The organism is Pseudomonas sp. CGJS7 (assembly GCF_036961695.1).
Window position 1 is genome coordinate 1 of sequence record NZ_JBAMDI010000139.1, and the last position, 21,038, is coordinate 21,038.

Sequence of the window (21,038 nt, forward strand, 5' to 3'; positions counted from 1 at the left end):
CGCGGCCCAATCGCGACACAAGGCCGCTCCCACAGGGCGCAGGTAGCGCGCTGAAGGTCAGTGATGCTTGCGCGGCACCGGCTTGAGCAGTTCATCCGGCGGCATCTCGCACTTGATCTTGCGCCCCAGCAGCGCTTCGATCGCCGGCAGCTGATACGAGTCATCTTCACCGGCAAAGCTGATCGACACACCACTGGTGCCGGCACGGCCGGTACGGCCAATGCGGTGCACGTAGTCGTCAGGGTCTTCCGGCAGGGTGAAGTTGATCACGTGGCTGATGCCATCGATATGGATCCCGCGCCCGGCCACGTCGGTGGCCACCAGCACGGTGATGCGCCCTTCGCGGAAGCTCTCCAGGGTTCTGATGCGCTTGTGCTGCGGCACGTCGCCCGACAGCTGGGCCGCATTGATACCGTCGCGTACCAGCTTTTCCTCGATGCGCCGCACTTCGTCCTTGCGGTTGGCGAACACCATCACCCGTTCCCACTTGTTCTGGGTCACCAGGTTGTACAACAGTTTGTACTTGTCGCTGCCGGCCACCGCATACACGTGCTGCTCCACCGTTTCGCTGGCCACGTTCTCCGGCTCGATCTCGACGATGGCCGGGTTGGTGGTCCACTGCTTGGCCAGGTTCATCACATCGTCGGTGAAGGTGGCGGAGAACAGCAGGGTCTGGCGCTCGCTTTTCGGCGGTGTCTGACGAATGATTTGGCGGACCTGGGGGATGAAGCCCATGTCGAGCATACGGTCGGCTTCGTCAAGCACCATCACCTCGACCATGTCCAGGTGCACTTCGCCACGCTGGTTGAAGTCCAGCAGGCGGCCCGGGGTAGCCACCAGAATATCGCAGTGGCGCGCTTCCAGGGCTTTGAGCTGCTTGTCGAAGTCCATGCCACCGACGAAGCTCATCACGTTCAGGCCGGTGTACTTGGTCAGGGCAGCGGCGTCCTTGGCGATCTGCACCACCAGCTCGCGGGTGGGGGCGATGATCAGCGCCCGCGGTTCGCCCATGTAGCGTTCTTTAGGCGGTGGCGTCTGCTGCAACTGGGAAATGATCGAGATCAGGAAGGCCGCCGTCTTGCCGGTACCCGTCTGGGCCCGGCCGATGGCGTCCTGGCCACGCAGGGTGTAACCCAGGACCTGCGCCTGGATCGGCGTGCAGTACGGGAAGCCCAGGTCGTGGATGGCGTGCATCAGCTCGTTGGACAGCTTGAAGTCGTGGAAGCGGGTTTTGCCTTCCTGCGGCTCGACCACGAAGTCTTCGGGCTTCCACAGGCTGGCCTGCGGCTTGGGCTTGCGTTCGCGGCGCGGTTTGTCCTTGGCCGGTTGTTCGGCAGGTGGCGTCGCGGCGGCAGGTTGCTCGGCCTTGGGGGCGGGGTTGGCATGTGGTGCGGCCGGTTTTGCCGCGGGCCGGGCTTCCGGCGTCACGCTGGCAGCAGGAGCGGCGGCTTGTGGCGCGGCCTCTCCCTTGCCGAATATTTTTCTGAGTGCTTTGAGCACGGTCGTCTCATCAACTGATTAAGGAATGTACGCCGGGCAGTGTAATGCAAGATCCGGGCGCGGCGTAGCGGAATACGCCCACAACTACAAGCGAGGCTGCCTATTGCAGCTGCTTGCTCAGCCAGTCGTGGATATCGTTCAGTTCTTCGACCACCACTTCGTGTTCCATCGGGTATTCGTACCAGCGGGCAGCGACGCCCCAGGTGTTCAGGTACTCGAAGGCGGTACGGCCCATGGACGGGATGACCACCGAGTCATGCACGCCATGCAGGCACAGGGCCGGGGTGCGTTGCTGGCAGGCACTCAACTGGTGCTGGTCATTGAAGGTGGGGGCATAGGTGGACAGGGCGATCACCCCGCCCAGTGCTTCCTGCCACTTTATATAGGCAGTGTGCAGCACCACCGCGCCGCCCTGGGAGAAGCCGGCCAGGAAGATCCGCGTCAGGTCGATGCCTTTGGCCTGTTCGGCCTTGATCAGGGCAACCACCTGCTCGGCAGATTCTTCCAGCTGCGCTTCGTCGATGGCACGGGCCGGGGTCATGGCCTTGATGTCATACCAGCTGGGCATGGCATAGCCGCCGTTGATGGTCACGGGGCGGGTCGGTGCCTGGGGCATGATGAAGCGTGTGCTGAGCAAGCGCTCCTGCATGAATTCGGCCACAGGTAGGAAGTCGTAACGGTCGGCCCCCAGACCGTGCAACCAGATCACACAGGCGTCAGCGGTTTTCTGTGGTTCGAGAATCAGCGGGTTGGTCATGACTGCTCCGAAAGTGTGCGGGTCTTGTTATGGCGTGCGTGAAAACAAAGCACCGGAAATGATTGTCGGAAAAAGAATGTCGCAACGATACAACTTTTCCTACTTGACGAGCGCTTAAACGCTACAGCCAGAAAATTTGGTACGCGGTTTGCAACTACACCTGTGATGCAAAGGGCAGGCCGTGACGGTAACACCCTCTGCACGCGAAGGCTGTCACAGAACAGTCCATTGCGCCAATTGACCCAATAACAAGCCAATACGGGTCGGATACGCCTCAAAAGGGTGCGGTGCAATTCCGGCTCGATACAACAAGAGCGATTTGGAGGTTGTGAATGAAGATGTTGAAAACCACCCTGGCAGTCCTGACCGCTGCCGCCGCGCTGGGCGCCGTGAGCACTGCCCAGGCCGGCGCCACCCTCGATGCGGTAAAGAAGAAGGGCTTCGTCCAGTGTGGCGTGAGCGACGGTCTTCCAGGCTTCTCGGTACCTGATGCGCAGGGCAAGATCGTCGGCATCGATGCCGATGTCTGCCGCGCCGTGGCCGCCGCCGTGTTCGGCGATGCCACCAAGGTCAAGTTCAGCCAGCTCAACGCCAAGGAACGCTTCACTGCCCTGCAGTCGGGCGAGGTCGACGTACTGTCGCGTAACACCACCTGGACCAGCTCGCGCGATGCCGGCATGGGCCTGGTGTTCGCGGGTGTCACCTACTATGACGGCGTCGGCTTCCTGGTCAACAAGAAGCTCGGCGTTTCCAGCGCCAAGGAGCTCGATGGCGCGACCATCTGCATCCAGGCCGGCACCACCACCGAGCTGAACGTGTCGGACTTCTTCCGCGCCAATGGCCTGAAGTACACCCCGATTACCTTCGACACCTCTGACGAGAGCGCCAAATCGCTGGAGTCGGGCCGTTGCGACGTGCTGACTTCGGACAAATCGCAGCTGTTCGCCCAGCGCTCCAAGCTGGCCGCGCCGACCGACTACGTGGTGTTGCCTGAAACCATCTCCAAGGAGCCGCTGGGCCCTGTAGTGCGTAAAGGCGACGAGGAGTGGTTCAGCATCGTCAAGTGGACCCTGTTCGCCATGCTCAATGCCGAAGAAGCGGGCATCACTTCCAAGAACGTCGAGGCCGAGGCCAAGTCCACCAAGAACCCGGATGTCGCCCGACTGCTGGGTGCGGATGGCGAGTACGGCAAGGACCTCAAGCTGCCCAAAGACTGGGTAGTGCAGATCGTCAAGCAAGTGGGTAACTATGGCGAAGTGTTCGAGAAGAACCTGGGCCAGAGCACTGACTTGAAGATCGACCGTGGCATGAACGCCCTGTGGAACAACGGCGGCATCCAGTACGCGCCTCCAGTGCGCTGATGGCTGCACCCTGCGGCGGCATCCCGCCGCCGCAGGCTGTTCGAATCCCTACTGTCCGGGGCACTTCATGCAAAATCAAATCGGCGCACCCAAGGGCTTGTCCCTTAACGATCCGCGTGTGCGCGCGTGGCTGTTCCAGATCCTCACGATCGTCTTCGTGGTCGGCCTGGGCTGGTACCTGTTCCACAACACGCAAACCAACCTGCAACACCGGGGCATCACCTCGGGCTTCGACTTCCTCGACCGCAGTGCCGGCTTCGGTATCGCCCAGCACCTGATCCCCTATGTGGAATCCGACAGTTATGCGCGGGTGTTCGTCATCGGCCTGCTCAATACGCTGTTGGTAACCTTCATCGGCGTCATTCTGGCGACGATACTGGGCTTCATCATCGGTGTGGCTCGCCTGTCACCGAACTGGATGATCAACAAGCTGGCGACCGTCTATGTGGAAACCTTCCGCAACATTCCGCCGTTGTTGCAGATCCTGTTCTGGTATTTCGCCGTGTTCCTGACCCTGCCGGGACCGCGGGGCAGCATCAACATCCAGGACATGTTCTTCATCAGCAACCGTGGCTTGAACATGCCTGGCGCGTCCATGGCCGATGGCTTCTGGCCATTTGTGGTGGCTTTGGCGCTGGCCATTGCCGCTATTGCCGTGATGGTGCGCTACGCCAACAAGCGTTTCAACGAGACCGGCGTGCCGTTCCACAAGTTCTGGGCGGGGCTGTTGCTGTTCATCGCCATTCCGAGCCTGAGCGTGCTGTTGTTCGGCAGCCCGGTAACTTGGGACATGCCGCAGCTCAAGGGCTTCAACTTCGTCGGGGGCTGGGTGCTGATCCCCGAGCTGCTGGCGCTGACCCTGGCGCTGACTATCTATACGGCAGCCTTCATCGCCGAAATCGTGCGTTCCGGCATCCGTTCGGTCAGTCATGGCCAGACCGAAGCGGCTCGCTCGTTGGGCCTGCGCGAGGGCCCGACCCTGCGCAAGGTGATCATCCCCCAGGCACTGCGGGTGATCATTCCGCCGCTGACCAGCCAGTACCTGAACCTGGCGAAGAACTCTTCGCTGGCGGCCGGTATCGGCTACCCGGAGATGGTCTCGCTGTTCGCCGGTACCGTGCTCAACCAGACCGGCCAGGCCATCGAGGTGATCGCCATCACCATGAGTGTCTATCTCGCCATCAGCATCAGCATTTCGCTGCTGATGAACTGGTACAACAAGCGCATTGCGCTGATCGAGCGGTGAGGATACGCCCGTGAATGCCCATGTTTTCAAACCCGATATGCCGCCACCGGTGAAAACCGTCGGCGTGCTCGCATGGATGCGTGCCAATCTGTTCTCCAGCTGGCTCAACACGCTGTTGACCCTGTTCGCCATCTACCTGGTGTGGCTGATCGTGCCGCCGTTACTGCAGTGGGCGTTGATCGATGCCAACTGGGTCGGCACCACGCGCGCCGATTGCACCAAGGAAGGCGCCTGCTGGGTGTTCGTGCAGCAGCGCTTTGGCCAGTTCATGTACGGCTATTACCCGACTGAGCTGCGCTGGCGTGTGGACCTGACCGTGTGGCTTGCCGTGCTCGGCGCCGCGCCGCTGTTCATCAAGCGTTTCCCGCGCAAAGCCTTCTACGGCCTGGGCTTCCTGGTGCTGTACCCGGTACTGGCCTATACCCTGCTGCACGGGGGGTATCTGGGCCTGGAAAGCGTACCGACCAGCCAGTGGGGCGGGCTGATGCTGACCCTGGTGATCGCCACCGTGGGCATCGTCGGCGCCTTGCCGCTGGGCATCCTGCTGGCACTGGGCCGGCGTTCGAGGATGCCGGCCGTGAAAGTGGTGTGCGTGACCTTCATCGAGTTCTGGCGGGGCGTACCGCTGATCACCGTACTGTTCATGTCGTCGGTGATGCTGCCGTTGTTCCTGCCAGAAGGCATGAGCTTCGACAAGCTGCTGCGGGCGATGATCGGTGTGATCCTGTTCCAGTCGGCGTACATCGCCGAGGTGGTGCGCGGCGGCCTGCAGGCCATCCCCAAGGGCCAGTACGAAGCCGCCGCGGCCATGGGCCTTGGCTACTGGCGCTCGATGGGGCTGGTGATCTTGCCGCAGGCGCTGAAGCTTGTGATCCCCGGCATCGTCAACACCTTCATTGCCCTGTTCAAGGACACCAGCCTGGTGATCATCATCGGCCTGTTCGACCTGCTCAACAGCGTCAAGCAAGCAGCCGCAGACCCTGCCTGGTTGGGCATGGCCACCGAGGGCTACGTGTTCGCCGCCCTGGTGTTCTGGATTTTCTGTTTCGGTATGTCCCGCTACTCCATGCATCTGGAGCGCAAGCTGGACACTGGCCACAAGCGTTAGGAGTTTCGAAATGAGTGAAGCGATCAAGCAGCCTGCTGGCCCCGAAGGCATCATCCAGATGCAGGGTGTGAACAAGTGGTACGGCCAGTTCCATGTGCTCAAGGACATCAACCTGAACGTGCGCCAGGGCGAACGCATCGTGCTGTGCGGGCCGTCCGGCTCGGGCAAGTCCACCACCATCCGCTGCCTTAACCGCCTGGAAGAGCACCAGCAAGGGCGCATCGTGGTCGATGGCGTGGAACTGACCAACGACCTCAAGCAGATCGAGGCCATCCGCCGCGAGGTGGGCATGGTGTTCCAGCACTTCAACCTGTTCCCGCACCTGAGCATCCTGGAGAACTGCACCCTGGCGCCGATGTGGGTGCGCAAGATGCCACGGCGCAAGGCCGAGGAAATTGCCATGCACTACCTGGAGCGTGTGCGGATTCCGGAGCAGGCACACAAGTACCCTGGCCAATTGTCTGGCGGCCAGCAGCAGCGTGTGGCCATTGCCCGCGCGTTGTGCATGAAGCCCAAGATCATGCTGTTCGACGAGCCGACCTCGGCACTGGACCCGGAAATGGTCAAGGAAGTGCTCGATACCATGGTGGGCCTGGCCGAGGATGGCATGACCATGCTCTGCGTGACCCACGAAATGGGCTTTGCCCGTACCGTGGCGAACCGGGTTATCTTCATGGACAAGGGCGAGATTGTGGAGCAGGCCGCGCCGGATGACTTCTTCGACCGGCCGCGCAGTGATCGGACCAAGTTGTTCCTCAGCCAGATCCTGCATTGATGCTGTTTGGGCTGCGCGGCAGCCCTTCGCGGGCACGCCCGCTCCCACAGGTTTAGCGCTGGCTTTGGAGCCTGCGTAATTCCTGTGGGAGCGGGCGTGCCCGCGAAGGGCCGCAACGCGGCCCTGGGTTTATTTCTCTTCCTGGCTGGCAGCCGGCGCCGGTGGCGGCCGCAGCCCCACCTCGGCGATCAGCTTCAACTGCTGCCCGTTGCGCATCACCTCGATGGTGATCTTCTCGTTGGGCTTGATCCGCGCTACCTGGTTCATCGACTTGCGCCCGTCGCCGGCCGGCTCGCCATTGATGCTCAGGATCACGTCACCCAGGTGCAACCCGGCCTTGGCCGCTGGCCCTTCGCGGAAGATACCCGCCACCACGATGCCTGGGCGGTCCTTCATGCCGAACGATTCTGCCAGCTCCTGGCTCAGTGGCTGCACTTCGATACCCAGCCAGCCACGGATCACCTGGCCGTGTTCGACGATCGACTTCATCACCTCCAGTGCCAGTTTTACCGGGATGGCGAAGCCGATGCCCTGCGAGCCACCGGACTTGGAGAAGATCGCGGTATTGATGCCGATCAGGTTGCCATTGGCATCCACCAGTGCACCACCGGAGTTGCCCGGGTTGATCGCCGCGTCGGTCTGGATGAAGTCTTCGTAGTTGTTCAGCCCCAGCTGGTTGCGGCCAGTGGCGCTGATGATGCCCATGGTCACAGTCTGGCCGACGCCGAACGGGTTGCCGATGGCCAGTGACACGTCGCCGATGTGAATGGTGTCGGAACGGCCGATGGTGATCGCCGGGAGGTTCTTCAAGTCGATCTTCAGCACCGCCAGGTCGGTTTCCGGGTCGCTGCCGATCACGCGGGCCAGGGTTTCGCGGCCATCCTTCAGGGCTACGACGATCTGGTCGGCGCCGCTGGTGACATGGTTGTTGGTCAGCAGGTAGCCCTCTGGGCTCATGATTACCGCCGAGCCCAGGCTTGATTCCCAACGGCGCTGTTTGGGCAGGTTATCGCCGAAGAAACGGCGGAACTGCGGGTCTTCGAACAGCGGGTGGGCGCTTTTGTTCACCACCTTGGTGGTGTACAGGTTGGCCACCGCCGGGGCGGCCAGGGTCACGGCGTCGGCGTACGACACCGGGCCTTGCATGATCCGCGTGGTCTGTGGCGCTTGCTGCAGGTTGACGTCCTGGCTGGGCAGCCCGACCCATTGCGGAAAGCGCTGGATGATCAGCATGGCGATCAGTATGCCGGTAAGCAGGGGCCAGCCGAAGTAACGCAAAGCCTTGAACATGAACGAATCCTGGAAAGAGCAGGGGCCAGCGGCCTGGCAGTGGGGCATGAGCGCGCGCGATCATACACCGGTTCCCCCAGTGACAGCGACGGCCCATAATGGCCGGCATTATACGGGCGTTCGTCAAGCGTTGCGCCCGAGAAAAGCGCAGTTTTCGAGGAGATTTTCATGGCCGTCGCTCTAAACACCCTGGTCGAGGAAGCCGAGCGTTACCTGGGCAGCGCGAAGATCCAGGATTATTGCCCAAATGGCCTGCAGGTCGAAGGCCGGCCGCAGGTCAGCCGTATTGTCAGTGGTGTTACCGCCAGCCAGGCATTGCTGGATGCCGCGGTCGAGGCCGAGGCCGATCTGGTGCTGGTGCACCACGGTTATTTCTGGAAGGGCGAGAACCCGTGCATCACCGGCATTCGCCAGCGTCGCCTGAAGACCCTGCTGAATAACGATATCAGCCTGTTGGCGTTCCACCTGCCCTTAGACGTGCACCCGGAAGTGGGCAACAACGTGCAACTGGCGCGGCAACTGGAGATCACTGTCGAAGGGCCACTTGACCCGGAAAACCCCAAAGTGGTCGGCCTGGTCGGTTCGTTGGCCGAGTCGATGACCGCGCGCGATTTTGCCCGGCGGGTGCAAGAGGTGCTGGGGCGTGAGCCGTTGCTGGTCGAAGGCGATCAGATGATCCGCCGGGTGGGCTGGTGCACCGGCGGCGGGCAGGGCTATATCGACACGGCGATTGCCGCCGGGGTCGATCTGTACCTGACCGGCGAGGCGTCCGAGCAGACCTACCACAGTGCGCGCGAGAATGGCGTCAGCTTCATTGCTGCCGGGCACCATGCCACTGAGCGCTACGGGGTGCAGGCACTGGGCGATTACCTGGCACGACGGTTTGCCGTGGAGCACCTGTTCATCGATTGCCCGAATCCCATCTGAAGGCGGTGTCGCCCCCTTCGCGGGTGAACCCGCTCCTACGCGCGGGCCTCGTAGGAGCGGGTTCACCCGCGAAGAGGCCGGCCCTGCCAGCCCAAACCCCCAGTCATATCGTTAGACTTTTTCGATCTAGCCAGCCTCCTAAATAGAAGCAGCTGCTGTGATAAAGTGGCTCGCTCGAACACGGCCCGCAGGCCGTCCATAAGATCGTTTTTCGTGAGTAGCCATGGTCGACAAACTGACGCACTTGAAACAGCTGGAGGCGGAGAGCATCCACATCATCCGCGAGGTGGCCGCCGAGTTCGACAACCCGGTGATGCTGTACTCGATCGGCAAGGACTCCGCCGTGATGCTGCACCTGGCGCGCAAGGCCTTCTTCCCGGGCAAGCTGCCGTTCCCGGTGATGCACGTCGACACCCAGTGGAAATTCCAGGAGATGTACAGCTTCCGCGACAAGATGGTCGAGGAAATGGGCCTGGAGCTGATCACCCACGTCAACCCCGAGGGTGTGGCGCAAGGTATCAACCCGTTCACCCATGGCAGTTCCAAGCACACCGACATCATGAAGACCCAAGGCCTGAAGCAGGCGCTGGACAAGCATGGTTTCGACGCTGCCTTCGGTGGTGCGCGCCGCGACGAAGAGAAGTCGCGGGCCAAGGAGCGTGTGTATTCGTTCCGTGACAGCAAGCACCGCTGGGACCCGAAGAACCAGCGCCCCGAGCTGTGGAACGTGTACAACGGGAAGGTCAACAAGGGCGAGTCGATCCGCGTCTTCCCGCTGTCGAACTGGACCGAACTGGACATCTGGCAGTACATCTACCTTGAAGGTATCCCGATCGTGCCGCTGTACTTCGCCGCCGAGCGTGAAGTCATCGAGAAGAACGGCACCCTGATCATGATCGACGACGAGCGCATCCTCGAGCACCTCTCCGAGGAAGAAAAAGCCCGCATCGTCAAGAAGAAGGTGCGTTTCCGTACCCTCGGCTGCTACCCGCTGACGGGCGCTGTCGAGTCGGAAGCCGAGACGCTCACCGACATCATTCAGGAAATGCTCCTGACGCGCACTTCCGAGCGCCAGGGCCGGGTCATCGACCACGATGGCGCCGGTTCCATGGAAGACAAAAAACGTCAGGGCTACTTCTAATTTTCAGGGTTACTCCATGTCGCACCAATCCGATTTGATCAGCGAAGATATCCTCGCTTATCTGGCTCAGCACGAGCGTAAAGAACTGCTGCGTTTCCTCACCTGCGGCAACGTGGATGACGGCAAGAGCACCCTGATCGGGCGCCTGCTGCACGACTCCAAGATGATCTACGAGGACCACCTCGAGGCCATCACCCGCGATTCGAAGAAAGTCGGCACCACCGGCGAAGAAGTCGACCTGGCACTGCTGGTAGATGGCCTGCAGGCCGAGCGCGAGCAGGGCATCACCATCGATGTCGCCTACCGCTACTTCTCCACCGCCAAGCGCAAGTTCATCATCGCCGACACCCCGGGCCATGAGCAGTACACCCGCAACATGGCCACCGGTGCGTCCACATGCGACCTGGCGATCATCCTGGTCGATGCCCGCTACGGCGTGCAGACCCAGACCCGTCGCCACAGCTACATCGCGTCGTTGCTGGGCATCAAGCACATCGTGGTCGCGGTCAACAAGATGGACCTGAAGGGCTTCGATGAAGGCGTCTTCGAGTCGATCAAGGCCGACTACCTGAAGTTTGCCGAAGCCATCAACCTGACCCCGAGCAGCCTGCACTTCGTGCCGATGTCGGCGCTCAAGGGTGACAACGTGGTCAACCACAGCGAGCAATCGCCGTGGTACGCCGGCCCGACGCTGATGGAAATCCTCGAAACCGTCGAGGTTTCGGCCGACCGCAACTTCACCGACCTGCGTTTCCCGGTGCAGTACGTCAACCGTCCCAACCTGAACTTCCGCGGCTTCGCGGGCACCATCGCCAGTGGCGTAGTGCACAAAGGTGACGAGATTGTCGTGCTGCCGTCGGGCAAGAGCAGCCGGGTCAAGTCCATCGTCACTTACGAAGGTGAACTGGAAAACGCCGGCCCAGGCCAGGCCGTGACCCTGACCATGGAAGACGAGATCGACATCTCCCGTGGCGACCTGCTGGTACATGCCGACAACGTGCCGCCGGTCACCGACCAGTTCGACGCCATGCTGGTGTGGATGGCCGAGGAGCCGATGCTCCCGGGCAAGAAATACGACATCAAGCGTGCCACCAGCTACGTGCCAGGTTCGATTGCCAGCATCACCCACAAGGTCGATGTGAACACCCTGGAGCAGGGCGCTGCCAGCGCGCTGCAACTGAACGAGATCGGCCGCGTCAAGGTAGCCCTGGACACCTCGATCGCCCTCGACGGTTACGACAGCAACCGCACCACCGGTGCGTTCATCGTCATCGACCGCCTGACCAACGGCACCGTTGGCGCCGGCATGATCATCGCCCCGCCCGTGTTGCCACACGGCAGCACCGGCCATCATGGCAAGCAGGCCCACGTGTCCACCGAAGAGCGCGCCCTGCGCTTCGGCCAGCAGCCAGCCACCGTGCTGTTCAGCGGACTGTCGGGTGCTGGCAAGAGCACCTTGGCCTATGCCGTTGAGCGCAAGCTGTTCGATATGGGCCGTGCGGTGTACGTGCTCGATGGCCAGAACCTGCGTCACGACCTGAACAAGGGCCTGCCACAGGACCGCGCTGGCCGTACCGAGAACTGGCGCCGCGCCGCCCATGTGGCGCGCCAGTTCAACGAAGCCGGCATGCTGACCCTGGCTGCGTTCGTGGCCCCGGATGCTGAAGGCCGCGAACAGGCCAAGGCACTGATCGGCAAGGAACGCCTGGTGACCGTTTACGTCCAGGCCTCGCCGCTGGTTTGCCGCGAGCGTGACCCGCAAGGCCTTTACGCTGCCGGTGGCGACAACATCCCGGGTGAAAGCTTCCCGTTCGATGTGCCGCTGGATGCTGATCTTGTGATCGACACCCAGGCCACCAGCGTGGACGAGGGCGTGAAACAGGTGCTGGACGTGCTGCGTCAGCGTGGCGCGATCTAAGCGCTAGCCTGCAAGGAAAACCCCGCTTCGGCGGGGTTTTTTATTTGTGTTTTCCACAGGCTGGCGTGGGTTCTGAGCTGGCTTTTGTCGCGTTCTGATCCCTGAACAGTGGTAGCCCCCACGACTTTCTCCACTTCACGATGAGTGCCATTACTTTTTCGGCATTGCCATCCTCTTCGTTGCTTGGGTAAAAGACCAGGTCCGAACCGTCGGGATACGCCACAAATTCGATGAATGGCTCCAGCAGCCGTTCCTGCCAGTCTGGAGAACCTGTCGCCTGTATCAATTCTTCGACAATCGAATGGAACTGCGCGTATGAATAGTCTGCAAGGCAGTGCTTTTCACTGATCACCGTGGCGACTCCGATGATAGTGAATACTGCATGGCGCTCATGATCCGCAGGTTTTCAGGGTCGTACATCAGCCCACCCAATTCGGTTAGGCTCAGATGGACAATCTGCACCCCGCGTGAGCGGGGTGTCGGATTCATTCTGGTTTGAATCCTGGCTTGCCGTTGGCTGCACGCCACTCTTTTATTATGCGTAGAATTTCTTCAGGTGTATCAAGGCCGCCTGCCTCAGGCCAATATATTAGGTCTGAGCCGTTGGGGTGTTCGCTCAAAGCCTTGAATACCATGATTTGTGCATCAAGCTCTTGATCGCTTACGTTGTCTGGTGGGTTGATTATTGATTTGATAAAATTCAAGAATTCAAGTTCTGTATATTCGGAGATCGTGCTTTTTTGAGTCATTTGGAGGCTCCGTAGTGGATGTCGTGATGCGCCGCTGGCGTGACTACTCTTAAGTTGTCTACGTCGTATACAGCTCCATTTTCGGAAATTGGAATCACGTGGTGGAGTATGAAGGTTGCGTGACCTTTGTGGTGATCTTTGTCGCGCGCTTTGGGCGCGCGCCCTTTGGCGATGAGAATTTTGTTTGCATCATTGAACTGGCTAGAAAACTCTTGTGTATCTGATATCGCCTTCCAGAATGCGGTTCTAAATGCATCGAAATCTCCAAACTCTCTTCCCCTCAGCGCACTTGCAATTTGTGTCGGGATTTTTGCTCCGGTCTCCCTGGTTATGTCCCCAAGCCAGATACCATCGATCTGCGCGCCTGAGCCCGTGGCAATACCCGGCTCATATCTCGGGCTCTTGAACACCACCAGAATAGGTGGTAAACCCGAGTCCATGGGGAAGGTGATGATCAGTCGTTCCTGGTCCAGCAGATCGAGTGCGGGGTAACCCTCCTGTTCGGAAATGACAGGGTCCAGGCTGCTGCCCGTGTAAACAACGGTGCCGGGTGGGACTTGCGGCAAGCTGGTGGAGCTTCCGCCTTCACCACCCGGCGCGTTGGCCGGTGTCCAAGTCAGAATCCGCTGCGGATTTTCCAGTGCAAGGCTGTAGACCAGACGTTCAGTGTCGAATGTCGCCGTGCGCACCGGTACTGGCCTGCCCCCAGGCACCACATACAGGTCCAGGCCGTTGTCATGCTCGGCGCCTGCCAACAAATAGGGTAAGTCGATGCTGGCTGATGACAGAGCCAAGGCTGAAAGGTCCGGCCCGCCGGGCGGCGTAAGGCTGGCTAGTGGGGTGCTGATCAGGTACCTGCGCTCACTGTTACCCAGCGTTGATGGCCAGGCCATCGCGAGGGTACCTACCGCAAGCGAGGAGATGGTAGTCGCAACGAGGCGGGTAATCGCCGCTGTGATCGCTTCGCTCAAAGCCTTATAAGACGTTTCGGCCACCGCGAATGTTGCTGTACCAATCGGGATTACGGCTGGCGTCGATCCCGATAAACGCGCTTCATTGATATAGGAGATATTACGCCGCAGCGTCTCTTGCCTTTGCCGCTCGGCTTCTGCAGCCAAGCGCTCGGCTTCGGCCTGCTGGCGTGCAGCTTCTTCCTGTGCAGCAAGTTGGGTCTGGAGGTTTTCCACCTCAGCGGCGCGCTGCATCAGGTTTTGCGTGGCACCTGCATATACGCCCAAAAACCTGATCGATTCGGTTAGCGCGAGTGCCAGATGGTATTCCTGCCAGCGCGGACCAGCCCTTCAAGTTGGGGCTTCGACAGGGGCCCGCTGATTCGGGGGTTGTAATCAGAGTGTTGCGGAATTTGTGATTGCTTGGCCTGCACCAAGGCAGCCGCGGTTGCCAGGTAGGCACTGAAGGTCTGGGCAAGCGTAAGCGCGTCGTCGATTACGGTTTGCCCCAGTTCATGCTGAAGAACATTGGGTAAACAATCGAAGTGTATTTGCCGCTCTGTGTGAATCTGCGCCGTTCTGCGCGAAATCATTTTCGACAGATCTGGAGGTTGGTGGCTGAGCTCTTCCTGATCTACTTGGTCTGCCAGCCCTTGAAGTTCGTCTGCCAGTGCCTGGTGTTTCTGAGCTTCCAGATGTAGGCGGTATGCGCCATCCCAAGACTTCTCCAGCCTCGTGGCCCATTCAATACCTAACTCTTCGCCCGTTGTGGCAGCGAAGAAACCCGGGTCCAAAAACCGGCTCATCATTGAGTCGCCGCGCTTGTAGAATGCGGGTACGCCAAAGTAGCTGTTGGCGTCGGGCAAAATTTGTAAATAATTCTCTCGAAGCTGACTGATTCGCGATGATAGGATTTGCTGTTCTGCTGAGCGTGGTGGTACCCCGCCATTTGTACTGTTCGCCTCAGCTTTGATCTGGGCTTTCAATGCATTGATGGTTTCAGGGAGCTGGTTTATTTCGTGAGCATACTTATCTGAAGAGCCCTTCTCGATGCCTTGAAATTCTTCTGTCAGCACCCTGCGCGTGGAAATAACCCTGGCAATATCGGGTTTGGTAGGGCTGGTGCCCGGCGGGATGCCTTCGCTAAATCCCCATCCCCCGCTACCTGGGCCACCTCCACCATTACCGATTAACCGTAGTTCAGCGCCGGTGGGGGCCTGCGCATTAATAAATAAAGCCTCGTTAAGATAATACGTGTTGTCCCGTGCCATGTAGGTTCTCCTGATCACTACATGGGCTAGGTTTACGTATATCGAATTTGCGGTATGTCAGCTGCAGCCTGTCAATCAGTAGGAAGCTTCGTGTTGCTCGGAAAGATCCGTCTCAGATATGTTTCTCCGACACCGGTATCACCCGTCTTTCCTTCACCGCTTTGTACGAAAAACTCGAATAGATCTCCTTCACCCCCGGCAACCGCTGCAGCACCTCCCGGGTAAATTCCCCAAACGACTCTAGGTCCCGTGCCAGGATCTCCAGCAGAAAGTCATAGCGGCCGGAGATGTTGTGGCAGGCGACGATCTCGGGGATTTCCATAAGCCGCTGTTCGAACGCCAGCGCCATGTCCTTGGTGTGCGAGTCCATCATGATGCTGACGAACGCGGTCACGCCAAACCCCAGCGACTTGGGCGAGAGGATGGCTTGGTAGCCGGTGATGTAGCCGTTTTCCTCCAGTAACTTGACCCGTCGCCAGCAGGGCGAGGTGGTCAGTGCCACCTGGTCGGCGAGTTCGGCAACGGTGAGACGGGCATTGTCCTGCAAGGCGGCGAGCAGGGCGCGGTCGGTGCGGTCGAGGCTTGAAGGCATTTTTTGCCCTCCTGGTCCGTTGATTATTGTTTTTGTTCCAGCAAGCACGTGTATGCGTAGGCTATTTTGGAAAAAATCGGGCAGCTCGGTGGCATAAGCTTATAGCAAACCACAAGAGGCTGTTGCCATGCGCGACTCCCACCACAACACCGGTTTTTCCACGCGGGCCATTCATCATGGCTATGACCCGCTTTCCCATGGTGGCGCCCTGGTGCCACCGGTGTACCAGACGGCTACCTATGCCTTCCCCACTGTCGAATACGGTGCTGCCTGCTTCGCCGGGGAGGAGCCTGGGCATTTCTACAGCCGCATTTCCAACCCCACGCTGGCCTTGCTGGAGCAGCGCATGGCGTCGCTGGAGGGCGGTGAAGCGGGGTTGGCGTTGGCCTCGGGGATGGGCGCGATTACCTCAACCCTCTGGACCCTGCTCAGGCCTGGCGATGAGCTGATTGTCGGGCGCACCCTGTATGGCTGTACCTTCGCTTTTCTGCATCACGGTATTGGTGAGTTCGGGGTGAAAGTTCGCCATGTCGATCTCAACGATGCCAAGGCTCTTAAAGCGGCGATCAACAGCAAAACACGGATGATCTACTTCGAAACACCGGCCAACCCCAACATGCAACTTGTGGATATCGCGGCGGTTGTGGAGGCGGTGCGGGGGCATGATGTGCATGTGGTGGTCGATAACACCTACTGTACGCCGTACCTGCAGCGGCCACTGGAGCTGGGGGCGGACCTGGTGGTGCACTCGGCAACCAAGTACCTCAGTGGGCATGGTGATATCACTGCCGGGTTGGTGGTGGGGTGCAAAGCGTTGGTAGACCGTATCCGCCTGGAAGGGCTGAAGGATATGACCGGGGCGGTGCTGTCACCGCATGACGCGGCGCTGCTGATGCGCGGGATCAAGACGCTTGCCTTGCGCATGGACCGGCATTGTGCCAATGCCCAGCAGGTGGCGGAGTTTCTCGCCCGGCAGCCGCAGGTGGAATTGATTCATTACCCGGGGCTACCGTCTTTTGCCCAGTACGCGTTGGCCCAGCGACAGATGCGTTTGCCTGGCGGGATGATTGCGTTTGAGCTCAAGGGTGGCATTGAGGCGGGGCGGCGCTTCATGAATGCGCTGCAGCTCTTTGCCCGGGCGGTGAGCCTGGGGGATGCCGAGTCGCTGGCGCAGCACCCGGCTAGCATGACGCATTCCAGCTATACGCCGCAGGAGCGGGCGCATCACGGGATATCGGAGGGGTTGGTGCGTCTGTCGGTGGGGCTGGAGGATGTGGAGGACCTGCTGGCAGATGTCGAACAGGCATTGCAGGCCTGCTGTTAGGTTGTCTGCACCGGCCCCTTCGCGGGCACGCCCGCTCCCACAGGTATTCCACAAGTTTCACATGCTGTGGTGTACCTGTGGGAGCGGGCGTGCCCGCGAAGGGGCCAGTGAATCCAGCCCACAAAAAAGGCCTCTTGCGAGGCCTTTGTCACATTCAGATCAACGCTTGAGCCCGTAGCTTTCGTCGAGCATGCCCGGCGAGTTTGGCGCTTTCGGTGCATAGTCGCGCGGCACTTCGGCGGTGTCTTTAGGTGGGGTCAGGCGGTCACGCGGGCCTTGCGGTGCATCGGAGTGCAGCGCAGCCAGCAGGCGTTGGCGGGTGACGTCATCGAGGGCCAGGCTGTTGGCGCCTTCAGCCAGGTGATCCTGTACGTCCTGATAGCTCTGGGTCAGTTTCTTGACCAGCATGGCGGTGCTGTTGAAGTGGGTGACCACTTCGTTCTGGTAGCTGTCGAAGCGCTTCTGGATGTCATCCAGTTGACGTTGGGTGTTGCTCGGGGCCGCATTGGGCAGCAGGCGGGCAACAATGAAACCGACTGCCACACCGATGACCAGGGCCAGGGTTGGCAACAACCAAACAAGGAGCGAGAGTTCCACGAGTCCTTCCTCTATAAACGGCTTTGCTTTACGTTAACGGCTCAGACCTGCGCTGTATACCGCGAGCGATCGCAAATCAGAACAGAATTTCACACCTAGACGAATCGACCCTTCCCGAGGTCACGGAGTAGTGCCTTGCTTGTCCGCGAAACCCCCTTGTTCATCGATGGCCCCAGCGGCCAGCTGGAAGCCTTGCACCTGGACGTGGCCAATGCCCGTGGCGCGGTGCTGATCTGCCACCCCAACCCGGTCCAGGGCGGCACCATGCTCAACAAGGTGGTCTCGACCCTGCAGCGCACCGCACGTGATGCCGGTTATGTGACCCTGCGTTTCAACTACCGTGGCGTCGGCCAGAGCGCCGGCAGCCACGACATGGGCGCTGGCGAAGTGGCCGATGCCGAGGCCGCAGCAGCATGGCTGCGTGCCAGCCACCCCGGGCTACCGTTGGTGCTGATGGGCTTTTCGTTCGGTGGTTTCGTTGCCACCAGCCTGGCCGGGCGTCTTGAAACGGCAGGCGTCGAGTTGCAGCACCTGTTCATGATCGCCCCGGCAGTCATGCGCCTGACCGCCGAATTTCCGCTGCCGCAGCGCTGCCCGCTCACCGTGGTGCAGCCGGACGCCGACGAAGTGGTCGCGCCGCAGCTGGTTTACGAATGGTCCGACAGCCTGCCGCGTCCCCATGAGCTGCTGAAAGTGGCAGAATGCGGACACTTCTTCCATGGCAAGCTGACCGATCTGAAGGATCTGCTGCTGCCGCGCCTTTCGAACTGAGCCAAGCCTGAATAAGCGAACACCCATGACCACGCGCATTCTTACCGGTATCACCACCACCGGCACTCCGCACCTGGGCAACTACGCCGGCGCCATCCGCCCGGCGATCCGTGCCAGCCAGCAGCCCGGTGTCGACTCGTTCTACTTCCTGGCCGACTACCACGCCCTGATCAAGTGCGACGACCCGCTGCGCATCCAGCGCTCGCGCCTGGAAATCGCCGCCACCTGGCTGGCCGGTGGCCTGGACCCGGACAAGGTGACCTTCTACCGCCAGTCCGACATCCCGGAAATCCCCGAGCTGACCTGGCTGCTGACCTGCGTTGCCGCCAAAGGCCTGCTGAACCGCGCGCATGCCTACAAGGCCTCGGTGGACAAGAACGTCGAGAACGGTGAAGACCCGGACGCCGGCGTGACCATGGGCCTGTTCAGCTACCCGGTGCTGATGGCCGCCGATATCCTGATGTTCAACGCCAACAAGGTGCCGGTTGGCCGTGACCAGATCCAGCACGTGGAAATGGCCCGCGATATCGGCCAGCGCTTCAACCACCTGTTCGGCCAGGGCAAGGACTTCTTCGCCTTGCCGGAGGCTGTGATCGAGGAAAGCGTGGCGACCCTGCCGGGCCTGGACGGGCGCAAGATGTCCAAGAGCTATGACAACACCATCCCGTTGTTCACCAGCGCCAAGGACATGAAAGACGCCATCTCGCGCATCGTCACCGATTCGCGCGCGCCAGGTGAGGCGAAAGACCCGGACAACGCGCACCTGTTCACCCTGTATCAGGCCTTCTCCACGCCTGAACAATGCGCCGGTTTCCGCGAAGAGCTGCTGCAGGGCCTGGGCTGGGGCGATGCCAAGCAGCGCCTGTTCCAGCTGCTGGACGGCCAGCTGGCCGAGAAGCGCGAGTACTATCACCAGTTGATCGCCCGGCCGGCGGACCTGGAAGACATCCTGCTGGCTGGCGCCGCCAAGGCCCGCAAGATCGCCACGCCGTTCCTCGAGCAGCTGCGCGAGGCCGTTGGCCTGCGTTCATTCCGCAGCAGCGTGCAGGCCACCGCCGAAGTGAAGAAAAAAGCCACCAAGAGCGCGCGTTTTGTCAGCTTCCGTGATGAAGACGGCAGCTTCCGCTTCCGCCTGCTGGCCGCTGACGGCGAGCAACTGCTGTTGTCGCGCAGCTTCGCCGACGGCAAGAGTGTCGGCGCCGTGAGCAAGCAGCTGCAGCAAGGTGGCGAGGTTGATGTGCGCGTCGAAGGCCTGAGTTTCGGCCTGTGGCTCAATGGCGAGCAGGTCGCCGACGGGCCGCAGTTCGACAGCGCCGAAGCCCGTGATGCGGCCATTCAGAGCCTGAACGAAGCCTTGGCGCCACAGCAGGACTGAGGCTGCCAAACGGTGGGAGTAACTGTCTTGCTCAATTTCTGAAAGCTGGCGCGATCCGTGTGGGAGCGGGCATGCCCGCGAAACAGGCGCCGCAGTGCATGGCACCGGCTTTGCCGGTGTTCGCGGGCACGCCCGCTCCCACAGACTGATTGCCATTAAGCGGGCCTGTCGCTACAGTGACGGCCCGTTTTTTGTTGCCTCGCTAACGAATCATGACTCCCTTAGAACGCTATCAAGCAGATCTGAAACGTCCCGACTTCTTCCATGACGCGGCGCAGGAAACTGCGGTGCGTCACCTCCAGCGCCTGTACGACGACCTGGTGCACGCGCAGAACAACAAGCCGGGCGTGTTCGGCAAGCTGTTCGGCAAGAAGGAGCAGACTCCGGTCAAGGGCCTGTACTTCTGGGGTGGGGTGGGGCGAGGCAAGACCTACCTGGTTGATACCTTCTACGAAGCGCTGCCGTTCAAGCAGAAGATGCGTACGCACTTCCACCGCTTCATGAAGCGTGTGCACGAGGAGATGAAAACCCTCAAGGGCGAGAAGAACCCGCTGACCATCATTGCCAGGCGCTTCAGCGAAGAAGCCAAGGTGATCTGCTTCGACGAATTCTTCGTGTCGGACATTACCGACGCCATGATCCTCGGCACCTTGATGGAAGAGCTGTTCAAGAATGGCGTGTCGCTGGTGGCCACCTCCAACATCGTGCCGGACGGCCTGTACAAGGACGGCCTGCAGCGTGCGCGCTTCCTGCCGGCCATCGCCATGATCAAGCAGTACACCGACGTGGTGAACGTCGATAGTGGGGTCGACTACCGCCTGCGTCACCTGGAGCAGGCCGAACTGTTCCACTTCCCGCTCGATGACGCGGCGCACCAGAGCATGCGCGCCAGCTTCAAGGCGCTCACCCCTGAGTGCACCCAGGCGATCGAGAACGACGTGCTGATGATCGAGAACCGCCCGATCAATGCCCTGCGTACTTGCGACGACGTCGCCTGGTTCGACTTCCGCGACCTGTGCGACGGGCCGCGCAGCCAGAACGACTACATTGAGCTGGGCAAGATCTTCCACGCCGTATTGCTGAGCAACGTGGAGCAGATGGGCGTCACCACCGACGACATCGCCCGCCGCTTCATCAACATGGTGGACGAGTTCTACGATCGCAACGTCAAGCTGATCATCTCGGCCGAGGTGGAGTTGAAGGACCTGTATACCGGTGGGCGTCTGAGCTTCGAGTTCCAGCGTACCCTGAGCCGGTTGCTGGAGATGCAGTCGCACGAATTCCTGGCGCGCGCGCACAAGCCCTGACGCCTGCGGCAAGCTTCGGGCGGCAAGGAAATTTCAGGGCAATGCGCGATCCGCTCTTGTTTTTCCTTGTCGCTTCAAG

General features: G+C 60.7%; 18 protein-coding genes and 1 pseudogene. 11 read left to right on the plus strand and 8 right to left on the minus strand.

What is annotated here, in order from left to right:
• Positions 1 to 57: 57 nt before the first annotated feature.
• Together rhlB and V7787_RS44700 are read right to left on the minus strand one after the other, a co-directional pair.
• Positions 58 to 1,500 (minus strand): ATP-dependent RNA helicase RhlB, encoded by a 1,443-nt coding sequence (rhlB, locus tag V7787_RS44695; RefSeq protein ID WP_003251780.1) that lies wholly within the window; start codon positions 1,498 to 1,500, stop codon positions 58 to 60.
• Positions 1,501 to 1,600: 100 nt separating this feature from the next.
• The gene (locus V7787_RS44700; protein ID WP_010952423.1) at positions 1,601 to 2,257 is read right to left on the minus strand and encodes an alpha/beta hydrolase; all 657 of its coding nucleotides are present in this window, start codon (positions 2,255 to 2,257) and stop codon (positions 1,601 to 1,603) included.
• 332 nt (positions 2,258 to 2,589) lie between these two features.
• Between V7787_RS44700 and V7787_RS44705 the strand changes: the two genes are divergently transcribed.
• The 4 genes from V7787_RS44705 to V7787_RS44720 all read left to right on the plus strand — a co-directional run bounded on the left by V7787_RS44705 (position 2,590) and on the right by V7787_RS44720 (position 6,747).
• Positions 2,590 to 3,618: an amino acid ABC transporter substrate-binding protein gene (locus tag V7787_RS44705; protein WP_064490721.1), complete on the plus strand. Its 1,029-nt coding sequence runs from the start codon at positions 2,590 to 2,592 to the stop codon at positions 3,616 to 3,618.
• A 67-nt stretch (positions 3,619 to 3,685) separates the two neighbouring features.
• Complete coding sequence (locus V7787_RS44710) at positions 3,686 to 4,864, plus strand: amino acid ABC transporter permease (RefSeq protein ID WP_064490722.1); 1,179 nt, start codon at positions 3,686 to 3,688, stop codon at positions 4,862 to 4,864.
• A gap of 10 nt (positions 4,865 to 4,874) precedes the next feature.
• Positions 4,875 to 5,972 (plus strand): amino acid ABC transporter permease, encoded by a 1,098-nt coding sequence (locus tag V7787_RS44715; protein WP_010952426.1) that lies wholly within the window; start codon positions 4,875 to 4,877, stop codon positions 5,970 to 5,972.
• A gap of 10 nt (positions 5,973 to 5,982) precedes the next feature.
• Positions 5,983 to 6,747, plus strand: coding sequence for an amino acid ABC transporter ATP-binding protein (locus tag V7787_RS44720; RefSeq protein ID WP_003251792.1), 765 nt, complete (start codon positions 5,983 to 5,985; stop codon positions 6,745 to 6,747).
• A gap of 129 nt (positions 6,748 to 6,876) precedes the next feature.
• Here the strand turns inward: V7787_RS44720 and algW are convergent, their stop codons facing one another.
• Positions 6,877 to 8,037 (minus strand): Do family serine endopeptidase AlgW, encoded by a 1,161-nt coding sequence (gene algW / locus V7787_RS44725; RefSeq protein ID WP_014592300.1) that lies wholly within the window; start codon positions 8,035 to 8,037, stop codon positions 6,877 to 6,879.
• A gap of 168 nt (positions 8,038 to 8,205) precedes the next feature.
• On the opposite strand from algW, the gene V7787_RS44730 reads away from it, so the two are divergent.
• From V7787_RS44730 to cysN, 3 genes are all read left to right on the plus strand, one after another.
• Complete coding sequence (locus V7787_RS44730) at positions 8,206 to 8,964, plus strand: Nif3-like dinuclear metal center hexameric protein (RefSeq protein ID WP_020191611.1); 759 nt, start codon at positions 8,206 to 8,208, stop codon at positions 8,962 to 8,964.
• 223 nt (positions 8,965 to 9,187) lie between these two features.
• Positions 9,188 to 10,105: a sulfate adenylyltransferase subunit CysD gene (gene cysD / locus V7787_RS44735; RefSeq protein ID WP_003251799.1), complete on the plus strand. Its 918-nt coding sequence runs from the start codon at positions 9,188 to 9,190 to the stop codon at positions 10,103 to 10,105.
• A 16-nt stretch (positions 10,106 to 10,121) separates the two neighbouring features.
• Positions 10,122 to 12,023, plus strand: coding sequence for a sulfate adenylyltransferase subunit CysN (cysN, locus tag V7787_RS44740; RefSeq protein ID WP_003251801.1), 1,902 nt, complete (start codon positions 10,122 to 10,124; stop codon positions 12,021 to 12,023).
• A gap of 40 nt (positions 12,024 to 12,063) precedes the next feature.
• On the opposite strand, the gene V7787_RS44745 is transcribed toward cysN, so the two are convergent.
• The 4 genes and pseudogenes from V7787_RS44745 to V7787_RS44765 all read right to left on the minus strand — a co-directional run bounded on the left by V7787_RS44745 (position 12,064) and on the right by V7787_RS44765 (position 15,585).
• Complete coding sequence (locus V7787_RS44745) at positions 12,064 to 12,375, minus strand: bacteriocin immunity protein (RefSeq protein WP_064490724.1); 312 nt, start codon at positions 12,373 to 12,375, stop codon at positions 12,064 to 12,066.
• 133 nt (positions 12,376 to 12,508) lie between these two features.
• The gene (locus tag V7787_RS44750) at positions 12,509 to 12,772 is read right to left on the minus strand and encodes a bacteriocin immunity protein (protein ID WP_064490725.1); all 264 of its coding nucleotides are present in this window, start codon (positions 12,770 to 12,772) and stop codon (positions 12,509 to 12,511) included.
• Positions 12,769 to 14,993: pseudogene (locus tag V7787_RS53245) on the minus strand (S-type pyocin domain-containing protein). The gene V7787_RS44750 and the pseudogene V7787_RS53245 overlap by 4 nt, the downstream one beginning before the upstream one ends.
• Positions 14,994 to 15,105: 112 nt before the next feature.
• Positions 15,106 to 15,585 carry an Lrp/AsnC family transcriptional regulator gene (locus tag V7787_RS44765; protein ID WP_003251803.1) on the minus strand — a complete coding sequence of 160 codons (480 nt, stop codon included), beginning with the start codon at positions 15,583 to 15,585 and terminating at the stop codon, positions 15,106 to 15,108.
• 127 nt (positions 15,586 to 15,712) lie between these two features.
• Here V7787_RS44765 and V7787_RS44770 point away from each other — a divergent pair, with 127 nt between their 5' ends.
• On the plus strand, positions 15,713 to 16,909 hold the full coding sequence (locus V7787_RS44770; protein ID WP_064490726.1) for a methionine gamma-lyase: 1,197 nt from the start codon (positions 15,713 to 15,715) through the stop codon (positions 16,907 to 16,909).
• Between the two features lie 159 nt (positions 16,910 to 17,068).
• Here the strand turns inward: V7787_RS44770 and V7787_RS44775 are convergent, their stop codons facing one another.
• Positions 17,069 to 17,506 carry a YhcB family protein gene (locus tag V7787_RS44775; protein WP_010952432.1) on the minus strand — a complete coding sequence of 146 codons (438 nt, stop codon included), beginning with the start codon at positions 17,504 to 17,506 and terminating at the stop codon, positions 17,069 to 17,071.
• A gap of 135 nt (positions 17,507 to 17,641) precedes the next feature.
• Here V7787_RS44775 and V7787_RS44780 point away from each other — a divergent pair, with 135 nt between their 5' ends.
• The 3 genes from V7787_RS44780 to zapE all read left to right on the plus strand — a co-directional run bounded on the left by V7787_RS44780 (position 17,642) and on the right by zapE (position 20,959).
• Positions 17,642 to 18,277 carry an alpha/beta hydrolase gene (locus V7787_RS44780; RefSeq protein ID WP_064490727.1) on the plus strand — a complete coding sequence of 212 codons (636 nt, stop codon included), beginning with the start codon at positions 17,642 to 17,644 and terminating at the stop codon, positions 18,275 to 18,277.
• 25 nt (positions 18,278 to 18,302) lie between these two features.
• Positions 18,303 to 19,652, plus strand: a complete 1,350-nt coding sequence (locus V7787_RS44785; RefSeq protein WP_064490728.1) for a tryptophan--tRNA ligase — start codon at positions 18,303 to 18,305, stop codon at positions 19,650 to 19,652.
• Between the two features lie 212 nt (positions 19,653 to 19,864).
• Complete coding sequence (gene zapE / locus V7787_RS44790; protein ID WP_064490729.1) at positions 19,865 to 20,959, plus strand: cell division protein ZapE; 1,095 nt, start codon at positions 19,865 to 19,867, stop codon at positions 20,957 to 20,959.
• Positions 20,960 to 21,038: the final 79 nt, after the last annotated feature.

Excerpts from the sequence above, each read along its gene's own strand:
- V7787_RS44700 (WP_010952423.1), bottom strand. The coding sequence starts at position 2,257 with ATGACCAACCCGCTGATTCTCGAACCACAGAAAACCGCTGACGCCTGT.
- V7787_RS44705 (WP_064490721.1), top strand. The coding sequence starts at position 2,590 with ATGAAGATGTTGAAAACCACCCTGGCAGTCCTGACCGCTGCCGCCGCG.
- V7787_RS44710 (WP_064490722.1), top strand. The coding sequence starts at position 3,686 with ATGCAAAATCAAATCGGCGCACCCAAGGGCTTGTCCCTTAACGATCCG.
- V7787_RS44720 (WP_003251792.1), top strand. The coding sequence starts at position 5,983 with ATGAGTGAAGCGATCAAGCAGCCTGCTGGCCCCGAAGGCATCATCCAG.
- algW (WP_014592300.1), bottom strand. The coding sequence starts at position 8,037 with ATGTTCAAGGCTTTGCGTTACTTCGGCTGGCCCCTGCTTACCGGCATA.
- V7787_RS44730 (WP_020191611.1), top strand. The coding sequence starts at position 8,206 with ATGGCCGTCGCTCTAAACACCCTGGTCGAGGAAGCCGAGCGTTACCTG.
- cysD (WP_003251799.1), top strand. The coding sequence starts at position 9,188 with ATGGTCGACAAACTGACGCACTTGAAACAGCTGGAGGCGGAGAGCATC.
- cysN (WP_003251801.1), top strand. The coding sequence starts at position 10,122 with ATGTCGCACCAATCCGATTTGATCAGCGAAGATATCCTCGCTTATCTG.
- V7787_RS44750 (WP_064490725.1), bottom strand. The coding sequence starts at position 12,772 with ATGACTCAAAAAAGCACGATCTCCGAATATACAGAACTTGAATTCTTG.
- V7787_RS44765 (WP_003251803.1), bottom strand. The coding sequence starts at position 15,585 with ATGCCTTCAAGCCTCGACCGCACCGACCGCGCCCTGCTCGCCGCCTTG.
- V7787_RS44770 (WP_064490726.1), top strand. The coding sequence starts at position 15,713 with ATGCGCGACTCCCACCACAACACCGGTTTTTCCACGCGGGCCATTCAT.
- V7787_RS44785 (WP_064490728.1), top strand. The coding sequence starts at position 18,303 with ATGACCACGCGCATTCTTACCGGTATCACCACCACCGGCACTCCGCAC.
- zapE (WP_064490729.1), top strand. The coding sequence starts at position 19,865 with ATGACTCCCTTAGAACGCTATCAAGCAGATCTGAAACGTCCCGACTTC.